The 15,039-nt window shown below is 41.5% G+C and carries 14 protein-coding genes; 5 read left to right on the top strand and 9 right to left on the bottom strand.

The genetic code is table 11. The features are described 5' to 3' along the window. Positions 1-36: 36 nt before the first annotated feature. From DI077_RS02735 to DI077_RS02725, 3 genes are all read right to left on the bottom strand, one after another. Complete coding sequence (locus tag DI077_RS02735; protein ID WP_109020057.1) at positions 37-2,175, bottom strand: hypothetical protein; 2,139 nt, start codon at positions 2,173-2,175, stop codon at positions 37-39. A gap of 122 nt (positions 2,176-2,297) precedes the next feature. After that, positions 2,298-3,725: a dihydrolipoyl dehydrogenase gene (gene lpdA / locus DI077_RS02730; protein WP_109020056.1), complete on the bottom strand. Its 1,428-nt coding sequence runs from the start codon at positions 3,723-3,725 to the stop codon at positions 2,298-2,300. 42 nt (positions 3,726-3,767) lie between these two features. Continuing rightward, on the bottom strand, positions 3,768-4,508 hold the full coding sequence (locus DI077_RS02725) for a class I SAM-dependent DNA methyltransferase (protein ID WP_109020055.1): 741 nt from the start codon (positions 4,506-4,508) through the stop codon (positions 3,768-3,770). Between the two features lie 79 nt (positions 4,509-4,587). On the opposite strand from DI077_RS02725, the gene DI077_RS02720 reads away from it, so the two are divergent. The 4 genes from DI077_RS02720 to DI077_RS02705 are packed head-to-tail and all read left to right on the top strand — an operon-like array spanning position 4,588 to position 8,790. Further along, the gene (locus tag DI077_RS02720; protein ID WP_109020054.1) at positions 4,588-5,697 is read left to right on the top strand and encodes a hypothetical protein; all 1,110 of its coding nucleotides are present in this window, start codon (positions 4,588-4,590) and stop codon (positions 5,695-5,697) included. Next, positions 5,698-6,207: a chemotaxis protein CheX gene (locus DI077_RS02715; RefSeq protein ID WP_109020053.1), complete on the top strand. Its 510-nt coding sequence runs from the start codon at positions 5,698-5,700 to the stop codon at positions 6,205-6,207. It abuts the gene before it with no gap. Positions 6,208-6,221: 14 nt separating this feature from the next. Then, positions 6,222-7,256, top strand: coding sequence for an alpha/beta hydrolase family protein (locus DI077_RS02710; protein WP_109020052.1), 1,035 nt, complete (start codon positions 6,222-6,224; stop codon positions 7,254-7,256). A 46-nt stretch (positions 7,257-7,302) separates the two neighbouring features. Further along, on the top strand, positions 7,303-8,790 hold the full coding sequence (locus DI077_RS02705; RefSeq protein ID WP_109020051.1) for a DUF342 domain-containing protein: 1,488 nt from the start codon (positions 7,303-7,305) through the stop codon (positions 8,788-8,790). Between the two features lie 9 nt (positions 8,791-8,799). On the opposite strand, the gene msrA is transcribed toward DI077_RS02705, so the two are convergent. Continuing rightward, the gene (gene msrA / locus DI077_RS02700; protein ID WP_109020050.1) at positions 8,800-9,309 is read right to left on the bottom strand and encodes a peptide-methionine (S)-S-oxide reductase MsrA; all 510 of its coding nucleotides are present in this window, start codon (positions 9,307-9,309) and stop codon (positions 8,800-8,802) included. A gap of 7 nt (positions 9,310-9,316) precedes the next feature. Beyond that, the gene (gene mtnA, locus DI077_RS02695; protein ID WP_109020049.1) at positions 9,317-10,387 is read right to left on the bottom strand and encodes an S-methyl-5-thioribose-1-phosphate isomerase; all 1,071 of its coding nucleotides are present in this window, start codon (positions 10,385-10,387) and stop codon (positions 9,317-9,319) included. Between the two features lie 113 nt (positions 10,388-10,500). Here mtnA and DI077_RS02690 point away from each other — a divergent pair, with 113 nt between their 5' ends. After that, positions 10,501-10,767, top strand: coding sequence for a sigma-54 down-regulated protein (locus DI077_RS02690; RefSeq protein WP_109020048.1), 267 nt, complete (start codon positions 10,501-10,503; stop codon positions 10,765-10,767). A 27-nt stretch (positions 10,768-10,794) separates the two neighbouring features. Here DI077_RS02690 and DI077_RS02685 read toward each other — a convergent pair whose 3' ends face one another. The 4 genes from DI077_RS02685 to DI077_RS02670 are packed head-to-tail and all read right to left on the bottom strand — an operon-like array spanning position 10,795 to position 15,039. After that, on the bottom strand, positions 10,795-11,511 hold the full coding sequence (locus tag DI077_RS02685) for a hypothetical protein (RefSeq protein ID WP_109020047.1): 717 nt from the start codon (positions 11,509-11,511) through the stop codon (positions 10,795-10,797). Further along, positions 11,508-13,328, bottom strand: coding sequence for a CHAT domain-containing protein (locus DI077_RS02680; protein ID WP_109020046.1), 1,821 nt, complete (start codon positions 13,326-13,328; stop codon positions 11,508-11,510). Before DI077_RS02680 ends, DI077_RS02685 begins: the two co-directional genes overlap by 4 nt. Positions 13,329-13,340: 12 nt before the next feature. Continuing rightward, positions 13,341-14,078: a hypothetical protein gene (locus DI077_RS02675; RefSeq protein ID WP_109020045.1), complete on the bottom strand. Its 738-nt coding sequence runs from the start codon at positions 14,076-14,078 to the stop codon at positions 13,341-13,343. A gap of 43 nt (positions 14,079-14,121) precedes the next feature. Next, positions 14,122-15,039: an RNA polymerase sigma factor gene (locus DI077_RS02670; protein ID WP_109020044.1), complete on the bottom strand. Its 918-nt coding sequence runs from the start codon at positions 15,037-15,039 to the stop codon at positions 14,122-14,124.

Raw genomic sequence — 15,039 nt, 5'->3', positions numbered from 1 at the left:
GACGCGCCCAACCAAACAAAACATTGATTAAGTTTTTCAATAACCGTTTGTTTCATACTGAAACAAACGAACGTTAGAGATTAAGTTCCCCGAACCTATATCCGTGCAATGAGTCGGAGAAACAGAACTCGCCTTTACTAATTTTCCATGACCTTGGTAGGAAGCTATGTTCGGAGTGTACAAACAATCCTCTCCCGATTCACAAAACAAATTCTCATTGCCGCTCCCGTCCCCGAGAATCTCTACCGCATTTCGTAAATGAATGATTTGGCAAATATTTCCCGATGCGGTTTTAGCACCTCTCAAGAAGGAAGAACACACCTGATCCGTATTACCTGCTCCTGAAATCGTATGAAACATCGGTTTGGCGGGATCAGGGCAAGGATTTGCATTTCTCAAAACCGTATCCGAATTTCGAAGGGACCAATCGTAAATCCTACAAATGCCTCCGCAATTTCCCCTCATTGCAGGAGTATATGCAGTCGAGGAATCATTATTACCCCAAGCACGATAAGGGTTTTGCATTGAGTCATAAAATCTTATTTCATTGGGAACAGAAGCGGATGGATAATAACCCGCAACATCGTAAGAATTTTTATTATCATCTTGAACGACTTGCCCCACAAAACTATCCGAGGAAGAAAGATTCGAATATAGATCAAAATCGGAATAACCGTTTTTTGCGCAAGTTGTAGTAACGATTCCGGGATTTAAACCGCCAGCCACAGTACAAGATGCTCCGACGCTGACTTTCAAGTTACCCGAAAAATAAGAATTACTGACATTCGTTGTTTCAAAATTCCCGATCAAAGAGGCAACATTCAATACTTTTGCATCCATATCCGTCGTTGAAGTTGAGTATAAATTAAATACCGGCGAACTATTATTGATAAATCCCATATTCATATCGGTAATATGATTGAATGGAACAGTAGCACTTGTTTGGTGAACAAAGCCAGGCAAACCGGCATTGGCTATCGTTAATTCTCTGGTCAAAAAACCGCTGATTTCGGCACTTCCTGCATTCCCAACCATAAACGCTTCCGCGGAAGAGGAGGAAAAAATAGTGATATCTGAGAATGCTTGATTGAAAATTTTGGAACCGGTAGCGGATACGTAAAGACTGATCGCATTGGAATCTGCTCCTCCGACTAACACCGATTTAAAAACATTCGCCTCCGTAGCCGTTCCTGAAGAACTTACCTTGATTCCCTCAGCGGAAGAACCACCGCCAAACAATCGCAAGTTCCGATACATTCCCATGGAACCGTAAACTGCAAACATACTTCCCGAAGCCGAATTGATCGAAACTTCTCTTACATAAGCGAATCGCGAAGAGGAATTGATGGTAACGACGCTAATCGGTGAACTTCCCTGTATGAGTCCTTCCAGATAAGGAAAACTTCCGTTAAAAACCAACCAATCTACCGCAGAAACATTCACTACGGATGAGGAAGACTGAATCACTCCCAGTTTGGGAGAATTGAAAGTTGTAGTATTGGAAACATTGGTATCCGAACCGATATAATACAAATCGTACGGTTTGCCTAATATCCCACCCGTAACAGGAAACGGATAAATGGGATTTTTCCACCAAACAGCAGGCTCTGATTTTCCGACTAGATTTCCGTTTAAATATACGAAAATCTGAATCGGTTTGAAACGAAGAGTATTCGAATCCACAAGATCACCCAATCTTTTTCCAGGAAGCAAAGATGTAGACGTTAGGCGAATTCCTCCGTCTGGATGCAAGCTGCAAGCATACAAAAATGCGCTTTCACTATCATTTGCAGAATACCCTTCGCAGGAATTCGGGGAAAGTTGTCCCCAACTAACACGAACGGATCTCATTTCACCTGCATGAATACAAGCGGAGTATCCTCCCGTCTCCGTTCCGTCACAAGGAGAATTCGAAGCGGAAAAATAATCTTTCCCATCGTTTTTGATATAATCCAGCCAATAATCTCTGCCGGAGTAAAGCGGTTCCGATGAAGAAACGGAAAGGTAACCGGAAACACCGCAGTGAGGAGAATGATCTTTCAGTATATTTTTTCCCAAAAGGGTTTTCCAAAACCCTTCGGACTTGGGATCACAGGAATTCAGGAAAGTCGGTGAATTGCAATTGACCCAAACATTCGAAAACAATAAAATAGTAATAAAGAAAAATCTGGACATAACGTAAAATCGGTTCGCTCTGATCAAACTGAACCGATTAAAACCAGCTGAATATCCGCGGAAATTCTTACAAACTCAAATCGCTAAAAAAAACATAGCGAAGTACACCACATAAATGAATTTCAAATATTAATCGCTTCACCTAGAACCGCGGCCGCAGCATCCATGATTCCCTCCGAAATGGTAGGGTGAGCATGAATCGTATTCGCAAGCTCACGGACTGTGACCTCCATATTGGCACCTAATGTTAATTCGGCGATCAATTCAGTAGCACCACTTCCTATAATATGCGCACCGAGAATCTCTCCGTGTTTTTTATCGGAGACGATCTTTACCATACCGGTAGTATCCCCTTGCGCCTGTGCACGACCACTGGCGGTAAAAGGAAACTTACCAATTTGAATCTCATAACCCAGAGAAAGCGCTTTTGCTTCCGAAAGCCCGACACTCGCCACTTCCGGATGACAGTAAGTACATCCGGGAATATAATTATAATTCAACGGATGGATTGTGATTTTATGCGGATTCCCGTTTCTAATGGAAATGTCTTCCGAAGCACGAATTCCTTCGGCACTCGCCACATGGGCAAGAGACGGAGTGGCGATACAATCCCCGATGGAATAAATCGTATCTACGGACGTTCTGTATTTTGCATCCACTTCGATAAACCCGTTCTTGGTTTTGACCCCTATCGACTCCAGACCGATATTACTTGTATTAGGTGCAATTCCCACTCCTACGATCACTTTATCGAATTTTAATTTCTCTTTTTTCGCGGATTTACGATCCTGAAGAACAAGTTCGACCCCATCGCCAGAAACGGAAGCGGATTCAACCGCATAACTTAAGTATTGTTCTATTTCCCTTTTTTTATAGCTTCTCTCCAAAATCTGAGAGATCTCCGTATCTTCGTTCGGCAACAAATGATCCTGGAACTCAATGATCGTTACCTTGGAGCCCATTGACTGATAGAAATCGGCGAACTCCACTCCTATGGCACCCGCACCTATGATAGCGAGATTTTTCGGAACGCTTTTTTGAATCATCGCTTCTTTTGCGGAAAGCACCTTATCACCGTCAAACGGTAAAAAAGGAAGGGCTTTGTTTTTGGCCCCTACCGCCAGAATGATATGATCGGCTGAAACCAAACTTGTTTCGCCTTTCTCATTTTTGATTTCAATATTGGATTTGTCTTTGAGGACCGCATCGCCGCTAAGAACGGTGATTTTGTTTTTCTTCATCAAAAACTCGACTCCCTTTGCCATTTGATCCGCAACGGAACGGGAACGTTTGATGACTTGTTCGAATTCTACGGATACATTTTCGGCCTTCAGTCCGAAACTGGCGGCTTTTTTCAAATGTTCCAAGACATGCGCGCTCTCTAACAGAGCTTTGGTGGGAATGCACCCCCAATTCAAACAAATTCCACCGAGTCTTTCTCTTTCAATGATTGCAGTATTGAGTCCGAGTTGTGCGGAACGAATCGCAGCGACATAACCTCCCGGTCCTCCTCCGATCACTACTACTTGGAATTTGGATGTATCAGTCATATATTCTCCCAACTCATTGGGATACCAGATTGAAAAAGGAAGTCAAGATCTCTTTTTTGCTACGACGAGAATCCTTGCCCCAGTTTTTAAGTATTTTTCCTCAGCATAACTTCCATAGACATGTAAAATTTCAAATTTGGCATCGTCTAAGAAAGTTTGAATCTGCGGATAATGAAAAACCCTCATGGTATGACGGTCTTTCACATCTTTCGAATTCAAGTTATATACGTAGTTCACTTCCACAATGGCAACATCGTCTGCCCTTGTCATACGAAATCCACGATTACGGCGGATGGAAATATTGCCCTGACGTACATTACTAACAACGGTTATCGGCTTTCTTTTGATACGGTGAATGGGATCGGCATTCCAGATTTCAAAAACGATGAGCCCGGCCTGTTTCAAGTTTTTATGAGTGTTGCGGAGAAAACCGATAACAGCATCATCATTTAATAGATAATTGAAAGTTCCGTAAAGGCAGACAATCGCGTCTACAGGTTGTTTTGCGACAAAATCTTCCATTTTGCCGTATTCAAAATGACAATGGGGATATCGGACTTTAGCGATTTCCAACATTCTTTGGGATGCATCCACACCTAGAACTTTGAAACCCATGGCTTGGATCTCTTTTACGTGTTCGCCGGTTCCGCAACCTATATCGATGATGGTTCCGATTTTATGTCTTTTGAATGTTTCTCTGAGAAAATCGACTTCTTCCGAAAATTTCCTGCCGGCTTCTTCAATGGTAAAATAATATTCAGCCAGCTCTGTATAAAGTTTCATTCTGTGGTTCGTTTCGGAGAGAAAATCATTTCAGAGATTTGGAAATCTGCCCGTTATAAAGAGTAACGGCAAATCTATCATGAAACGATATTTAATTCCTATTATTTTTTTTACCACCGGACTTTTGCTTCAATTTTGGCTTTATTTCTCTTGGACTACGTTCGGTCTCCTTCTCACTTCCACATTACTTCTTTGTCTTCTTATGTATGCAATCTCCGAAATGAGCACTGTGCCGGCGCAATTTGAAGAGAATATCTCTACGATGGCTTCGGAAGAAACCGTCCCTTTGGACCCCAAACCGGAAATCCAAATTGCAAACTCGGAAACTATACAGGAGATTCCTTTCTTTTCCGACTCGGATCCAGTCTCAATGGCGAAGGAATTGAAACAAAGGGAAAATCGAAACCTTTTCTCCGAAACCGTCAAAGAATATATTTTACCGAAGAAAAACCCCAAGATATCCTCCACCTTATATGCGTATTACGATGGATTGAGGTTCACGGAATGTTTTTGGCAAAAAGACAGCCTTCTCATCGACTCGGAATCCAACGACCTGGACTGGGAAGAATATGAACAAAACAGAATATTAGAATTATTGCCTTCGTTGAATAGGTCGGGCCGCAAACTTTATCTCCCCCTCTCCTTGAACCAGAGTCTATTCGGTCTGGTCTGTCTGGAAACAAAGGACAGATTTTTTGAAAATGAAATCAATTCATTCTGGGAATCCACCATTCTACTATCCGAAAAGCTTTTGGAAAAAAAAGAATACTATAAAGCGCTTCGTGATTCCAAAACCTATCTATTCAATAAATCTCATTTTTATACTACAGCAAAAGATCGTTTTTATTCCCACCTTCACCAGAACCTGATCCTTCTCAAGTTCATCAACTCCTCTCATTCGCAGGAATTTGCGATTTGTTTGAACGAAGCCGTAAAAAAGAAAGGATTCAGCGATATCGGTTTATTCCAATTGGAAGATCACATCATCGCAGGTTTCATTCCGAATTCCAATCTGGAAAAATTCACAAATTTCATTCAATCCTTTGTGGAAGAATTGGATTCTCTCGATTTCAATTGCGAACTGGCATTAGGTTATTCTTCCAAGACGGAGCCGGGACTTCGTTTCGACCAATGGATCAAAAAAGCCTATCAATCTTTGGAAGATAGCATTCTGCATAATGCGGCTTAAATGGATCCACTCCTAGACGAAAAATTCATTTTAACCGTTTCTCAGGTTCTGCCCGAACATTTTCAGAAAACTCTGCAAGTCCAGGCGGAAAGAGAGGCGTACGGTCCTTCGAAAAACGAAGGATTTTGTTATGAAAATGCAACTTGCGTTGAGTTTGTAGGAGACCTGAGCGGAAAAGTTTATCTAGGATTGGACGGTTACACCAAACTCAAGTTACTTCCTCGTATTGCAAAATCATTTCAAATCGATTCCACATCCAGGGCTCACTCCTCATCCATCATGATGGAATTTGCCAACCAAATCAGTGGAAAACTTATTTCCGAAATGAGGCTCGGACGATTTGAAATAGACATACTGCCTCCTGAAAATTTAAACCACAAACTTGTTCCCATCTCTTTGGAAAGATACAGACAATATATTTTGATTTTTTTTCTGAAAGACAGACGGGAAGAAGAATATCTGGGAAGACTTTATACAATTTTATTGCTGGAAAAATACCCGCAGAAATAAATATTTGAGCCAGCATGAGGCAATATCTCCTCTCCTTTCCATTGATCTCCCTTTACGGCGGACTCATAAAAAATAAAAAGATTCAATCCGAATCACTCACTCTTAAAAACAAAAGAAGAGCGAACGTCTATTGGCCCGCGAGCAGGAGCAGACAAAAACTTCCCGGCATATACCTTCAACATGGGATGAGCATTCTTGGAATCGACGACCAGAGAATCATCGACCTTGCGGAAAATCTTGCTTATTGCGGATTTAGCGTGATCCTTCCCGAACTGACGGAAGTAAGAGGATTACTCCTCAAGCCTGAAACCGTCGATCATATCGAAGAACTGGGAATCGAGCTTTCGGATAACAACACTTGGTATGATGGAAAGAGATTCGGATTTTTTTCGGTCAGTTTTTCGGGAGGAATGGGCCTTATCGCTTGTTCACGTCCCAAACTTTCCGAAAGAATTTCTTCCATTATGGCTGTTGGAGCTTATTCGGATTTTTTAGATACCTTTCCATTTGTATTTAAAAATTTCGAAGTGGATAATTACGGAGTTTTGGTTCTGCTTTATAACCTGATCGACAGAATCGAACCGAAATTATCATCCGATCTCTTGCCAGTTTTTTACGAAGCCGCAGTGGACAACGCACTACTTAGAACGAACGGTCAGGCAAAAGCTCCCGTACTACTGAAAAAAACGAAAAAGGCATCTCAGGATTTTTATAACAAAGTCATTTCGTCCCCTTCCTTCCGGGAAGAAATTTCCAAACGTATGTTAGCTTCCTACGATATTAGCGTACCCAAAGCCTTTTCCCCCTATTACAATATGAACGGTTTGAAAGCTCCTGTTTCTCTTTTACACGGCGAAACCGATCCTGTGATTTCGCCCAAAGAATCGGAAAAATTGGCCGGGTATTTCCAAGAGAAAAACCATAAATTCGTCTTCAGAACTTCTAGCGCGCTTACCCACGGCGACCAATTGCCGCTCCATACCCAAATTGCAGGCATTCCGGCATTATTGCAGACCTTCGGATCTTTTTTCAAATGGTTAAAGAATTGAGATTATTCTTTGCTTTTTGTAGCGATTTGCCGATAATTTAATCAGAATGGATAGCTCCCAGAACAAAAACCCAGAATTCAATCCGGAAAGGGGTTTGCGTGTTCAAATTTCCGATGACCGTCTAACAGCTACATTAGTTGCAAGACCGCTATGGTTGATCGGCGGGATATTGGACAAATATGTAATCTTGGAATCCATCGAAAGAGCCGGTGTTCATCCGGATCGTATCGAAATGAACGAACTGGACAAAGCGGTCACAGTCATAGACAACGCAACAAAAGATGCCACTCAACAAAAGGCCCAAATCGAATTCATAGTAGCAAGAGGAATTCCCGCCAAACAAGGGAAAAGTGGTTGGATCAAGTTTTTTTTCCCAAGAGCGCAAAGAGTCGTAGTAAAAGATGACGGAAGCGCTGATTTCAGAAATATCAATAAATACATACATGTCAAAGAAGGTGACAAACTAGCCACCTTATTCGAAGGAGTTCCCGGCGAACAGGGAACAGATGTTGAAGGAAAACCGGTTTATCCCAACCCGATCGACAGACCGAAGATTACTCTCGGACGAAATGTACTTCCGAAGACCGTGGAAGATTCCGAAAATCCCGGTTACACAGTAAAAGAATTTTATGCCGCAGTCAGTGGTGCGGTTTTCTCAACAGACAATTCGCTTACGGTATCTTCCGAATTGAATATTGATTCGAGCATCGGGCTTGGAACGGGAAATATCAATTTTGACGGAACCATTAAGGTAAAAGGTACGATTGAAGAAGGTGCCGTTCTCGTCTGTAGCGGATCCTTATATTTGGATGGAAACGTCGAATCTTCTGAGGTTACTGTAGGGGAGGACCTGGAAGTAAAAGGTGGAGTCAAAGGAAAGGGAAAAGGAATCATCCGTGTCAAAGGAGATCTTCGTACAAAATTCATCGAAAACGCAATCATAGAAATCGATGGAGATTGTATCGTAGAAAATTTCATCCTTGGCTCCAAAATCTTTTGTTTGGGTAACATCATCCTTACCGGAGAAACATCCTCTCTCATCGGATCGGAAGTGATTGCATTCAAAGGTGTCACATTATCCTCGTTTGGTTCCACAGCGCAAATGGATACTACCATCGAAGTCGGATTTCATTATAAAAACGATCGCTTATTTACGGAAGGTTCGAGTAGACTCGTCCAATTGGAAAAAGAATTGGAATCGGTTTTGCCTGAAATCCAAAAGATCAAGGACGTCGTACAAAGATCTCGCGGGAAAATAGACGATGCCCGCAAACTCAAATTCAAAGAAGTATTCGATAATTACCAAAAAAAATCCAGAACTCTCGAACTTTTAAAATCAAAAGTGGAAGAGCTTAAGATGACTCGATATAACAGCGAGAATGTGAAGGTTGTGGTTCGAAATACGGCTCATCCCGGAGCGACCATCAAGTACAGACGTCAGATTGAAAAACTGACAAAAGCGCAAACTGCTTTCATCATGAACTTTTTCCCGAACCAGGACAAAGCCATGATGACCGCTTTCAAAGCAAAATAACTTAAATTTCTATAGCTTCAAACCCAGTTTTTCCAGTTTCGGAGGAATCACATAATTGCAATATGGATTCCCCGGATTCAACCGAAAGTAATCCTGATGGTAGTCCTCTGCCGTATAAAATTCAGGCAACGGCGAAATCTCCGTTACGATCGGGTCGGAGAATGATTTTGCCGCATTCTTTTTGGAATCCTCGGCTATCTTTTTTTGAGTCTCATCTTTATAAAAAATAACGGAACGATACTGAGTTCCTACATCATTTCCCTGACGGTTGAGAGTGGTAGGATCATGAGCTTTCCAAAATATATCCAAGATTTGAGAAAGATTTATTTGGCTCTGATCAAATTTCACTTGGATGACTTCCGCATGTCCTGTGGTACCTGTGCAAATTTGTTTGTAAGTGGGGGATTTGACCGTACCGCCCGCATAACCGGACTTTACCGAAAGAACTCCGGGGATTCGCAAGTAAACTGCTTCCGTACACCAAAAACATCCGCCGCCCAATGTAATTTCTTCTTCCATAATGTCCTCACTTCCTTAGACGAGTTTTGATTTCTTCCGGAGGAAAACACCCGAACTCGGTGATAAAATTTGCGATAAACGAACAGGGAGTGATATCAAAGGAAGGATTGAGAGCCCGGGCACCCACGGGAGCGGTCATTCCTTCCGGTAAAAAAATCTCTCCATTCCCGCTTTTTAGAAAATCAAAACGAGTTACCTCTTCTTCCCTTCTCATCTCAATCGGGATTTGTGATCCCGTTTCCAATTTCAAATCGAAACTATCCTTTGTTGCGCATACGTAAAACGGAACCCGGTGTTGTTTTGCGGATATGGCCAGAGTATAAGTTCCTATTTTATTTGCAGTATCACCGTTTGCAGCAACGCGGTCACATCCGACTAGAACCGCATCGATTTTACGGTTGTTAAACAGCCATCCGGACATTCCGTCCGTAATGATATAACATTCGATCCCTTCTTCCATCATTTCAAATGCAGTCAGTCTGGAACCTTGCAAGAAAGGTCTCGTTTCATCCGCATATACGATCACTTTTTTCCCGGCATCCCGAAGAGATCGGATCACTCCCAATGCAGTTCCGTGTCCTGCGGTAGCAAGAGCTCCCGTATTGCAATGAGTGACGATATGAACTTCGTCTTTTGACTCCGAAAATAAGCTCAATCCGTTTTTACCCAGGTTCAAGTTGTCGGAAAGATCATTTTGCATAAGTTCCAAAGCAAGTTTTTCCCAAATGATGAAAACATCTTCCCAGTGTAACGAGTGTTTTACTCTGGTTTCGGCTTCCTTCAAAGCATAGGAAAGATTGACTGCCGTGGGTCTGGACTCCATCACACTGGCCAATAGGTTTTTTAAATCGTTCGGTAAGACATCTCCCGATTTCGATTTTGCACCAAGAGCCAGCCCAAACACACCCGTTATGGCAATGGCAGGCGCTCCCCTAACGGCCATTTCACGAATTGCGGAAATCGTTTCGTTTACCGAGGTAATCTTCAGAAATTCCTTTTTTCTAGGGAGGGAACGTTGATCGAGAAGGGTTAATTCCCCTGTTTTCCAGGAGATGGGTGAAAATCGGTCAGAAACCATAGGTCATTTTTTTTTAAACCCGACGGAAAAAAATTAAAAAAAACCATTGACGTTTTATGGAGCAGCGCACAAAAAGGAATAGTGCAATGCACAACTAAAACGAGGAACCGAAAATGGAAAAACAAGTAAAAGACAGTTTAAACTTTATCTTAGGCGCAGTAACTACTGCAAAAACGGAAGCTGAAACAGCGTGGACCAAAATCAACACTGAATTCCAAAGCCTAGCCGCTAAAGGTGCACAAGACCAAAGCGAAGTATCTGTAAATTTGAGAAAATACCTCCAAGACGGGATTTCACAAATTGATTCCCTTATCGGAAAAGTAAATACCACTGTTGCTGACGCGAAACAAAAAGTAGCTTCTGCAACTTCTAAAGCTTAAGAATCCCTTGGATTCAACAAACCCCGGTTAGTCGATTCTTGCCGGGGATTTTTTCATCTCTTCTTCCAAATCGTAAAACCCTTCTCCCAAGTTCTCTCTTAAAAAAACATAAACGGAAGATTCTTCCGGAAAACTATCGTATCTGACTTCGAAAGAGGTGGGATTAAAATTTGCGATTCGTTGCAAACGAATCCGAAAGAGAGATACAATCAATTCCTGAAATCGTAAAATCCCTTCTTCCATATTCCAATTTTTAAAACCGATCCATTTTTCGATCGCATAGATCAAAATATGATCTGATGCCAGATGGGAAAATTGAACCGAGTCCTCCGCAACTTTTACGAACAAATCTTCCCATAGAAGTGCAAGTTCATGTTCTTTGTTTTTGCAATCATAGGCTTGGCAGATAGAAGCCCCGTAAAAAGAAAAATTCTGACTTTTAGGATCTCCCGTAAAAATGGGATGGATCATACATCCTATTTTTTTCCCATCGCGGTTCACATATCCGAGAAAGGGACAATTATAAGTCATATCATCCTTTTTGGGGATTTCATTTTCCAACTTTTCTCTGGATTGTCTGTAAGCAGGAAAGCTATGACGGATGGAAAAATTTACATTCGACTGGAATTCTTCGGTTCTATCTTGGAGAAGTTTTTTATAACCTTCCGTGTCCAATTTCAAATTAAAAAGACCACAACAGGCACCGCAGGATACGCTGCCTTTGTCAGGATGGCATAAACTCAACCGGTAGACGTTTCCATTTTGAAAGTTTCAAGTCCGCTAAATACCAATTCCAAATCACCGGTTTCTTTTTTCTCTTTGAAATAAGTCAGATAAGGAATGGCTGTTTTTTTCTTATCATGAAATAATATCAAACTGCCGCGATAATTGGTCAACTGTTGGTCGATGGTTCGGTCTTTCACACCCGGTGCATTGATAAGAGCGTAAGTAGGTTTCGTACCTTTGAAAAAATAATGGTGTTGATTGCTTTCCGAAACCAAAAGTATATTCACTTTTTCCAATTCTGAAAACTCCAACATCAAGTTCTCTTGGAAAAACTGAAAGATAATAAGGTAAGATTCCAAATCGTCTTTAGGAATCGGCTTTTCTTCCCACGACTCCATCCAACCGATGATTTTGAATATAGTATCCTTTTGTGCATTCAAGGTATCCGAAATCGATTCCATAAAAGTGGAAATTTTCAACTTCTGAAAGTCCCAAATACAACTGTAAACCAATTCCCACCATTTGCGAATGGTTACCGCATCATCTGGGTTATTTGGAATTGCCTTGTCCATGGAATGAAATCTATGATCGCTGAATACAATCATACCCAGCACTTTGGAAAAACTTTCAAAGATAAATACCAAAGATTTTAAAAGTTCGATCTGAGGCGTTGCGGTTTTCTGAAGAGATAAAAACTTCGAATAAGCAAGTGCGATCGGAGACGGATAAAATTCGAATACAAGCGTAGGATTCAAAATTTTCTGGGCAGGCAAACTGGTACGCGGCTGGGTGATCAGTAAAAAATCAGGATTGCCGTATAACGCATAATTCGCCCAGGTCAAATCGTTGGAATGGTAATTCCTTCGGGCAAATTCTTTCGCCAAAAACAAAGACTCACCGACGGATTTTTCAGAGAATAAAAAAGTATAAAACCGAATCGTAAAATCAATCGTTCTTTCGTTATCCAAGATTTCCCAATTGGTTCCGATAAATGTTTTGATTCCTGCCGTCAAAAATGCTCCCGCGTATTGGTTCAAAATATCGGTATTTAGCTTTTTGCCGGCCATCTTTGCCGACATGCAAGAATTGGAAAATACTATGTCCGTATTGATTCCGGTGGATTTGATTTCGCGTGCTTTTAAAATTTTGCCGTCGGAAAGCAACCATCCGTTTTCCAGAGAGTCGTCTGAGAAATGCAGATGCCCTGAATAATGAATCACATGTTTGTCTTTGATAAGAGAAAGTAACTTGAGCTTGGTGACTTGTCTTCCCCCGATGAATTCCAATTCCAATAGATGGGAGGGAACTTTTTGGCTTAGGATGGAAAATAAAACTTCCCCCTCTTTTTGAGCCCCCGGCAAATCCTCGGTAGGATCGGCAATGATCAACATTTTGATTTTTTCGTTGGATCTTTGGGGAGAAAGATGAAGTCCCCCTCGAATGGTTTTACCGATCCGAAAACGGTCCGAAAGAAAGGAATTGCTGTCATGCAAAAGCTCCCAGGGAATGAGAGCCAATGCCGGATCTATATTGAAATGAATGCTTTTTTGAGATGTACTTTTGAGTTTTTGAACAATGCTTTCCGGAAAGAACTGTTGGTAGAAAGTTTCTCCCAAAATCCGAAGATCGTGGAGAACATCCGCGTTGACTACTTGGTTTTGATTGTTGAGAACTGCCTGGGAAACCCGGACTAGGCTATCGACTTCGCTGATGTATTCTAAAATCAGGTCGTCGTCAATGGTAGATTGAATATGGGATTCTTCGCCTGGAATATTTCCTTCCAGAACATTGAATATGTTTACATTTCCGACTCGGTCGATGATGAGAGAAAGCATCCCATCGAAAGGCTAACCAACTAGAACGGACAAGTCAAATGATTTTGAGCGTCCCACAGCGAGAAACTCAATGCTGTAGTTACCTGGTTTGAGACCGGAAAAGCTCGCAGTTCCTTCTTGGGAGATTTTGCTCGAAAGAATGAAACGACCGTCTTTTTTCAAATTCACCTGATGGAACGGACCTTCTCCGTTTGTTTCGGCTTTTACACTTAGGTAGATCTCATCCGGAGTTTCTTTGACAATCTGATAATAAAATCTTTGATTTTGAGTTGTTGTTTCTTCGAAAACTACTGAATTTGTGTCCGGAGAAGTTGCTTCCGCTGACGCACGTAAGCTGGGAGTCATAACAAGTGACTCTCGGACTTGAACGGTTTCAAGCAAACTATCGATAATTTGGATTCCTTTGTTGGAAAGCCGAAGGATCAAACTGTCCTTTCTCACGGGCTGCGCCAAGTTCTCTTCGGTATAATGCTTTAGGAATTCGGGTAATTCGTTTCCGGCACCCGATCCGAGAGAGAATTCGGCCTTTGCCAAATCCAATTTTTCCCGAAAGTCCGCAAAACCGTCTTCTTTGAAGTGCAGAGATAAATCGCCGAATAATCCCACCAATGTTTCTTCTAATGATACATATTCTGCAAAATTTTCTTCTGAGGACAAAAGCAGATCAGAGGAGATGTCTTTTCCTTCCACAAACAATTGCTTGATTAACTGCGAATCGTCTTGCGCTTTATCTGAACCCGAAACTTCCATTGTCCCACCTCAACTAAGAATCCTAATTAGGAGACGAATTTTTTCAATTTTCTTCACCGAAATCTCGAAAATTTTTCTGAAATTTTTCCATTACTCGTAACAAAGTTACGCTCACTCCTCCCTCAGATATCCCTAAAATACGGGATATTTCACGATAAGGAGTGCGTACTAGGAAATGCCCTTTTTGCTTTTTTTCGATCAATTTCCGTCTTTGTTCGTATTTCTTTTTTAGAGAGTGATCAATTCGATCCCGCAAATGAGCCGCCTCAATTGAATCACCAGTTGCTTTTGTCTTCTTTTGTTCCTTTAAATCAAGTATATTTAAATATAATGAAGTTATTTTGTCTTCATTGCGAAGGTTGTCCTCTTCTTTGTCCGAAAGATTTTCCCTTAAAGCCATGATCTCTATTTGCAAATCTACAGTGGAGATATTCGCCTTTTCCGCGATGTATTTTACCTCTTCGTCTGTTAGATGAAGGTAATAAATGAAAGAGAGTTTGAATACAACTCTACTTTCCAGTTTCACTTCCTGCAGGGCGGCTTGAAATTTTTCGGAGATATCGATCGCATGCGTTTGTTGTTCGGCGCGGGTATCCGGTTCGTCCTCGATCGTGTTATACTCTTTACCGTCTTTATTGACCTTACCCAGGGAATGTATCTTTAATTCCCGTTTGGTTCTTTGCCAATCAATGAGAAGGTTTCTGAGAACGGAAAAAAACCAGGTTTTGAAACTGGATTTGCCGACGAAACTCTGGAATCTCTTTCCTGTTTTGAGCCTTTCAAATGCATAGATATAATAATCGGAAGCATCATCCTCAGAAAGATGGAAGACCCGAATCGGAAAGTTATAGATGTCCTGGGAAAAAATATCAAAAAATTTCCGAAGGGCGGCTTCTTCCCCTTTCCCGCTTTTTTTTACGATGTCTAGGATTTCTTCATTCGAATATGCGACAGCTGGCAT

The organism is Leptospira kobayashii, assembly GCF_003114835.2.
GTDB lineage: Bacteria > Spirochaetota > Leptospiria > Leptospirales > Leptospiraceae > Leptospira_A > Leptospira_A kobayashii.
Note: the sequence above shows the minus strand (reverse complement) of the source record. Positions and strands in the feature narration are given on the sequence as shown.

Excerpts from the sequence above, each read along its gene's own strand:
- DI077_RS02670 (WP_109020044.1), bottom strand. The coding sequence starts at position 15,039 with ATGCCAGCTGTCGCATATTCGAATGAAGAAATCCTAGACATCGTAAAA.
- DI077_RS02690 (WP_109020048.1), top strand. The coding sequence starts at position 10,501 with ATGGAAAAACAAGTAAAAGACAGTTTAAACTTTATCTTAGGCGCAGTA.
- DI077_RS02680 (WP_109020046.1), bottom strand. The coding sequence starts at position 13,328 with ATGCTTTCTCTCATCATCGACCGAGTCGGAAATGTAAACATATTCAAT.
- DI077_RS02705 (WP_109020051.1), top strand. The coding sequence starts at position 7,303 with ATGGATAGCTCCCAGAACAAAAACCCAGAATTCAATCCGGAAAGGGGT.
- DI077_RS02710 (WP_109020052.1), top strand. The coding sequence starts at position 6,222 with ATGAGGCAATATCTCCTCTCCTTTCCATTGATCTCCCTTTACGGCGGA.
- DI077_RS02675 (WP_109020045.1), bottom strand. The coding sequence starts at position 14,078 with ATGGAAGTTTCGGGTTCAGATAAAGCGCAAGACGATTCGCAGTTAATC.
- msrA (WP_109020050.1), bottom strand. The coding sequence starts at position 9,309 with ATGGAAGAAGAAATTACATTGGGCGGCGGATGTTTTTGGTGTACGGAA.
- DI077_RS02725 (WP_109020055.1), bottom strand. The coding sequence starts at position 4,508 with ATGAAACTTTATACAGAGCTGGCTGAATATTATTTTACCATTGAAGAA.
- DI077_RS02715 (WP_109020053.1), top strand. The coding sequence starts at position 5,698 with ATGGATCCACTCCTAGACGAAAAATTCATTTTAACCGTTTCTCAGGTT.
- lpdA (WP_109020056.1), bottom strand. The coding sequence starts at position 3,725 with ATGACTGATACATCCAAATTCCAAGTAGTAGTGATCGGAGGAGGACCG.
- DI077_RS02720 (WP_109020054.1), top strand. The coding sequence starts at position 4,588 with ATGAAACGATATTTAATTCCTATTATTTTTTTTACCACCGGACTTTTG.
- DI077_RS02735 (WP_109020057.1), bottom strand. The coding sequence starts at position 2,175 with ATGTCCAGATTTTTCTTTATTACTATTTTATTGTTTTCGAATGTTTGG.
- mtnA (WP_109020049.1), bottom strand. The coding sequence starts at position 10,387 with ATGGTTTCTGACCGATTTTCACCCATCTCCTGGAAAACAGGGGAATTA.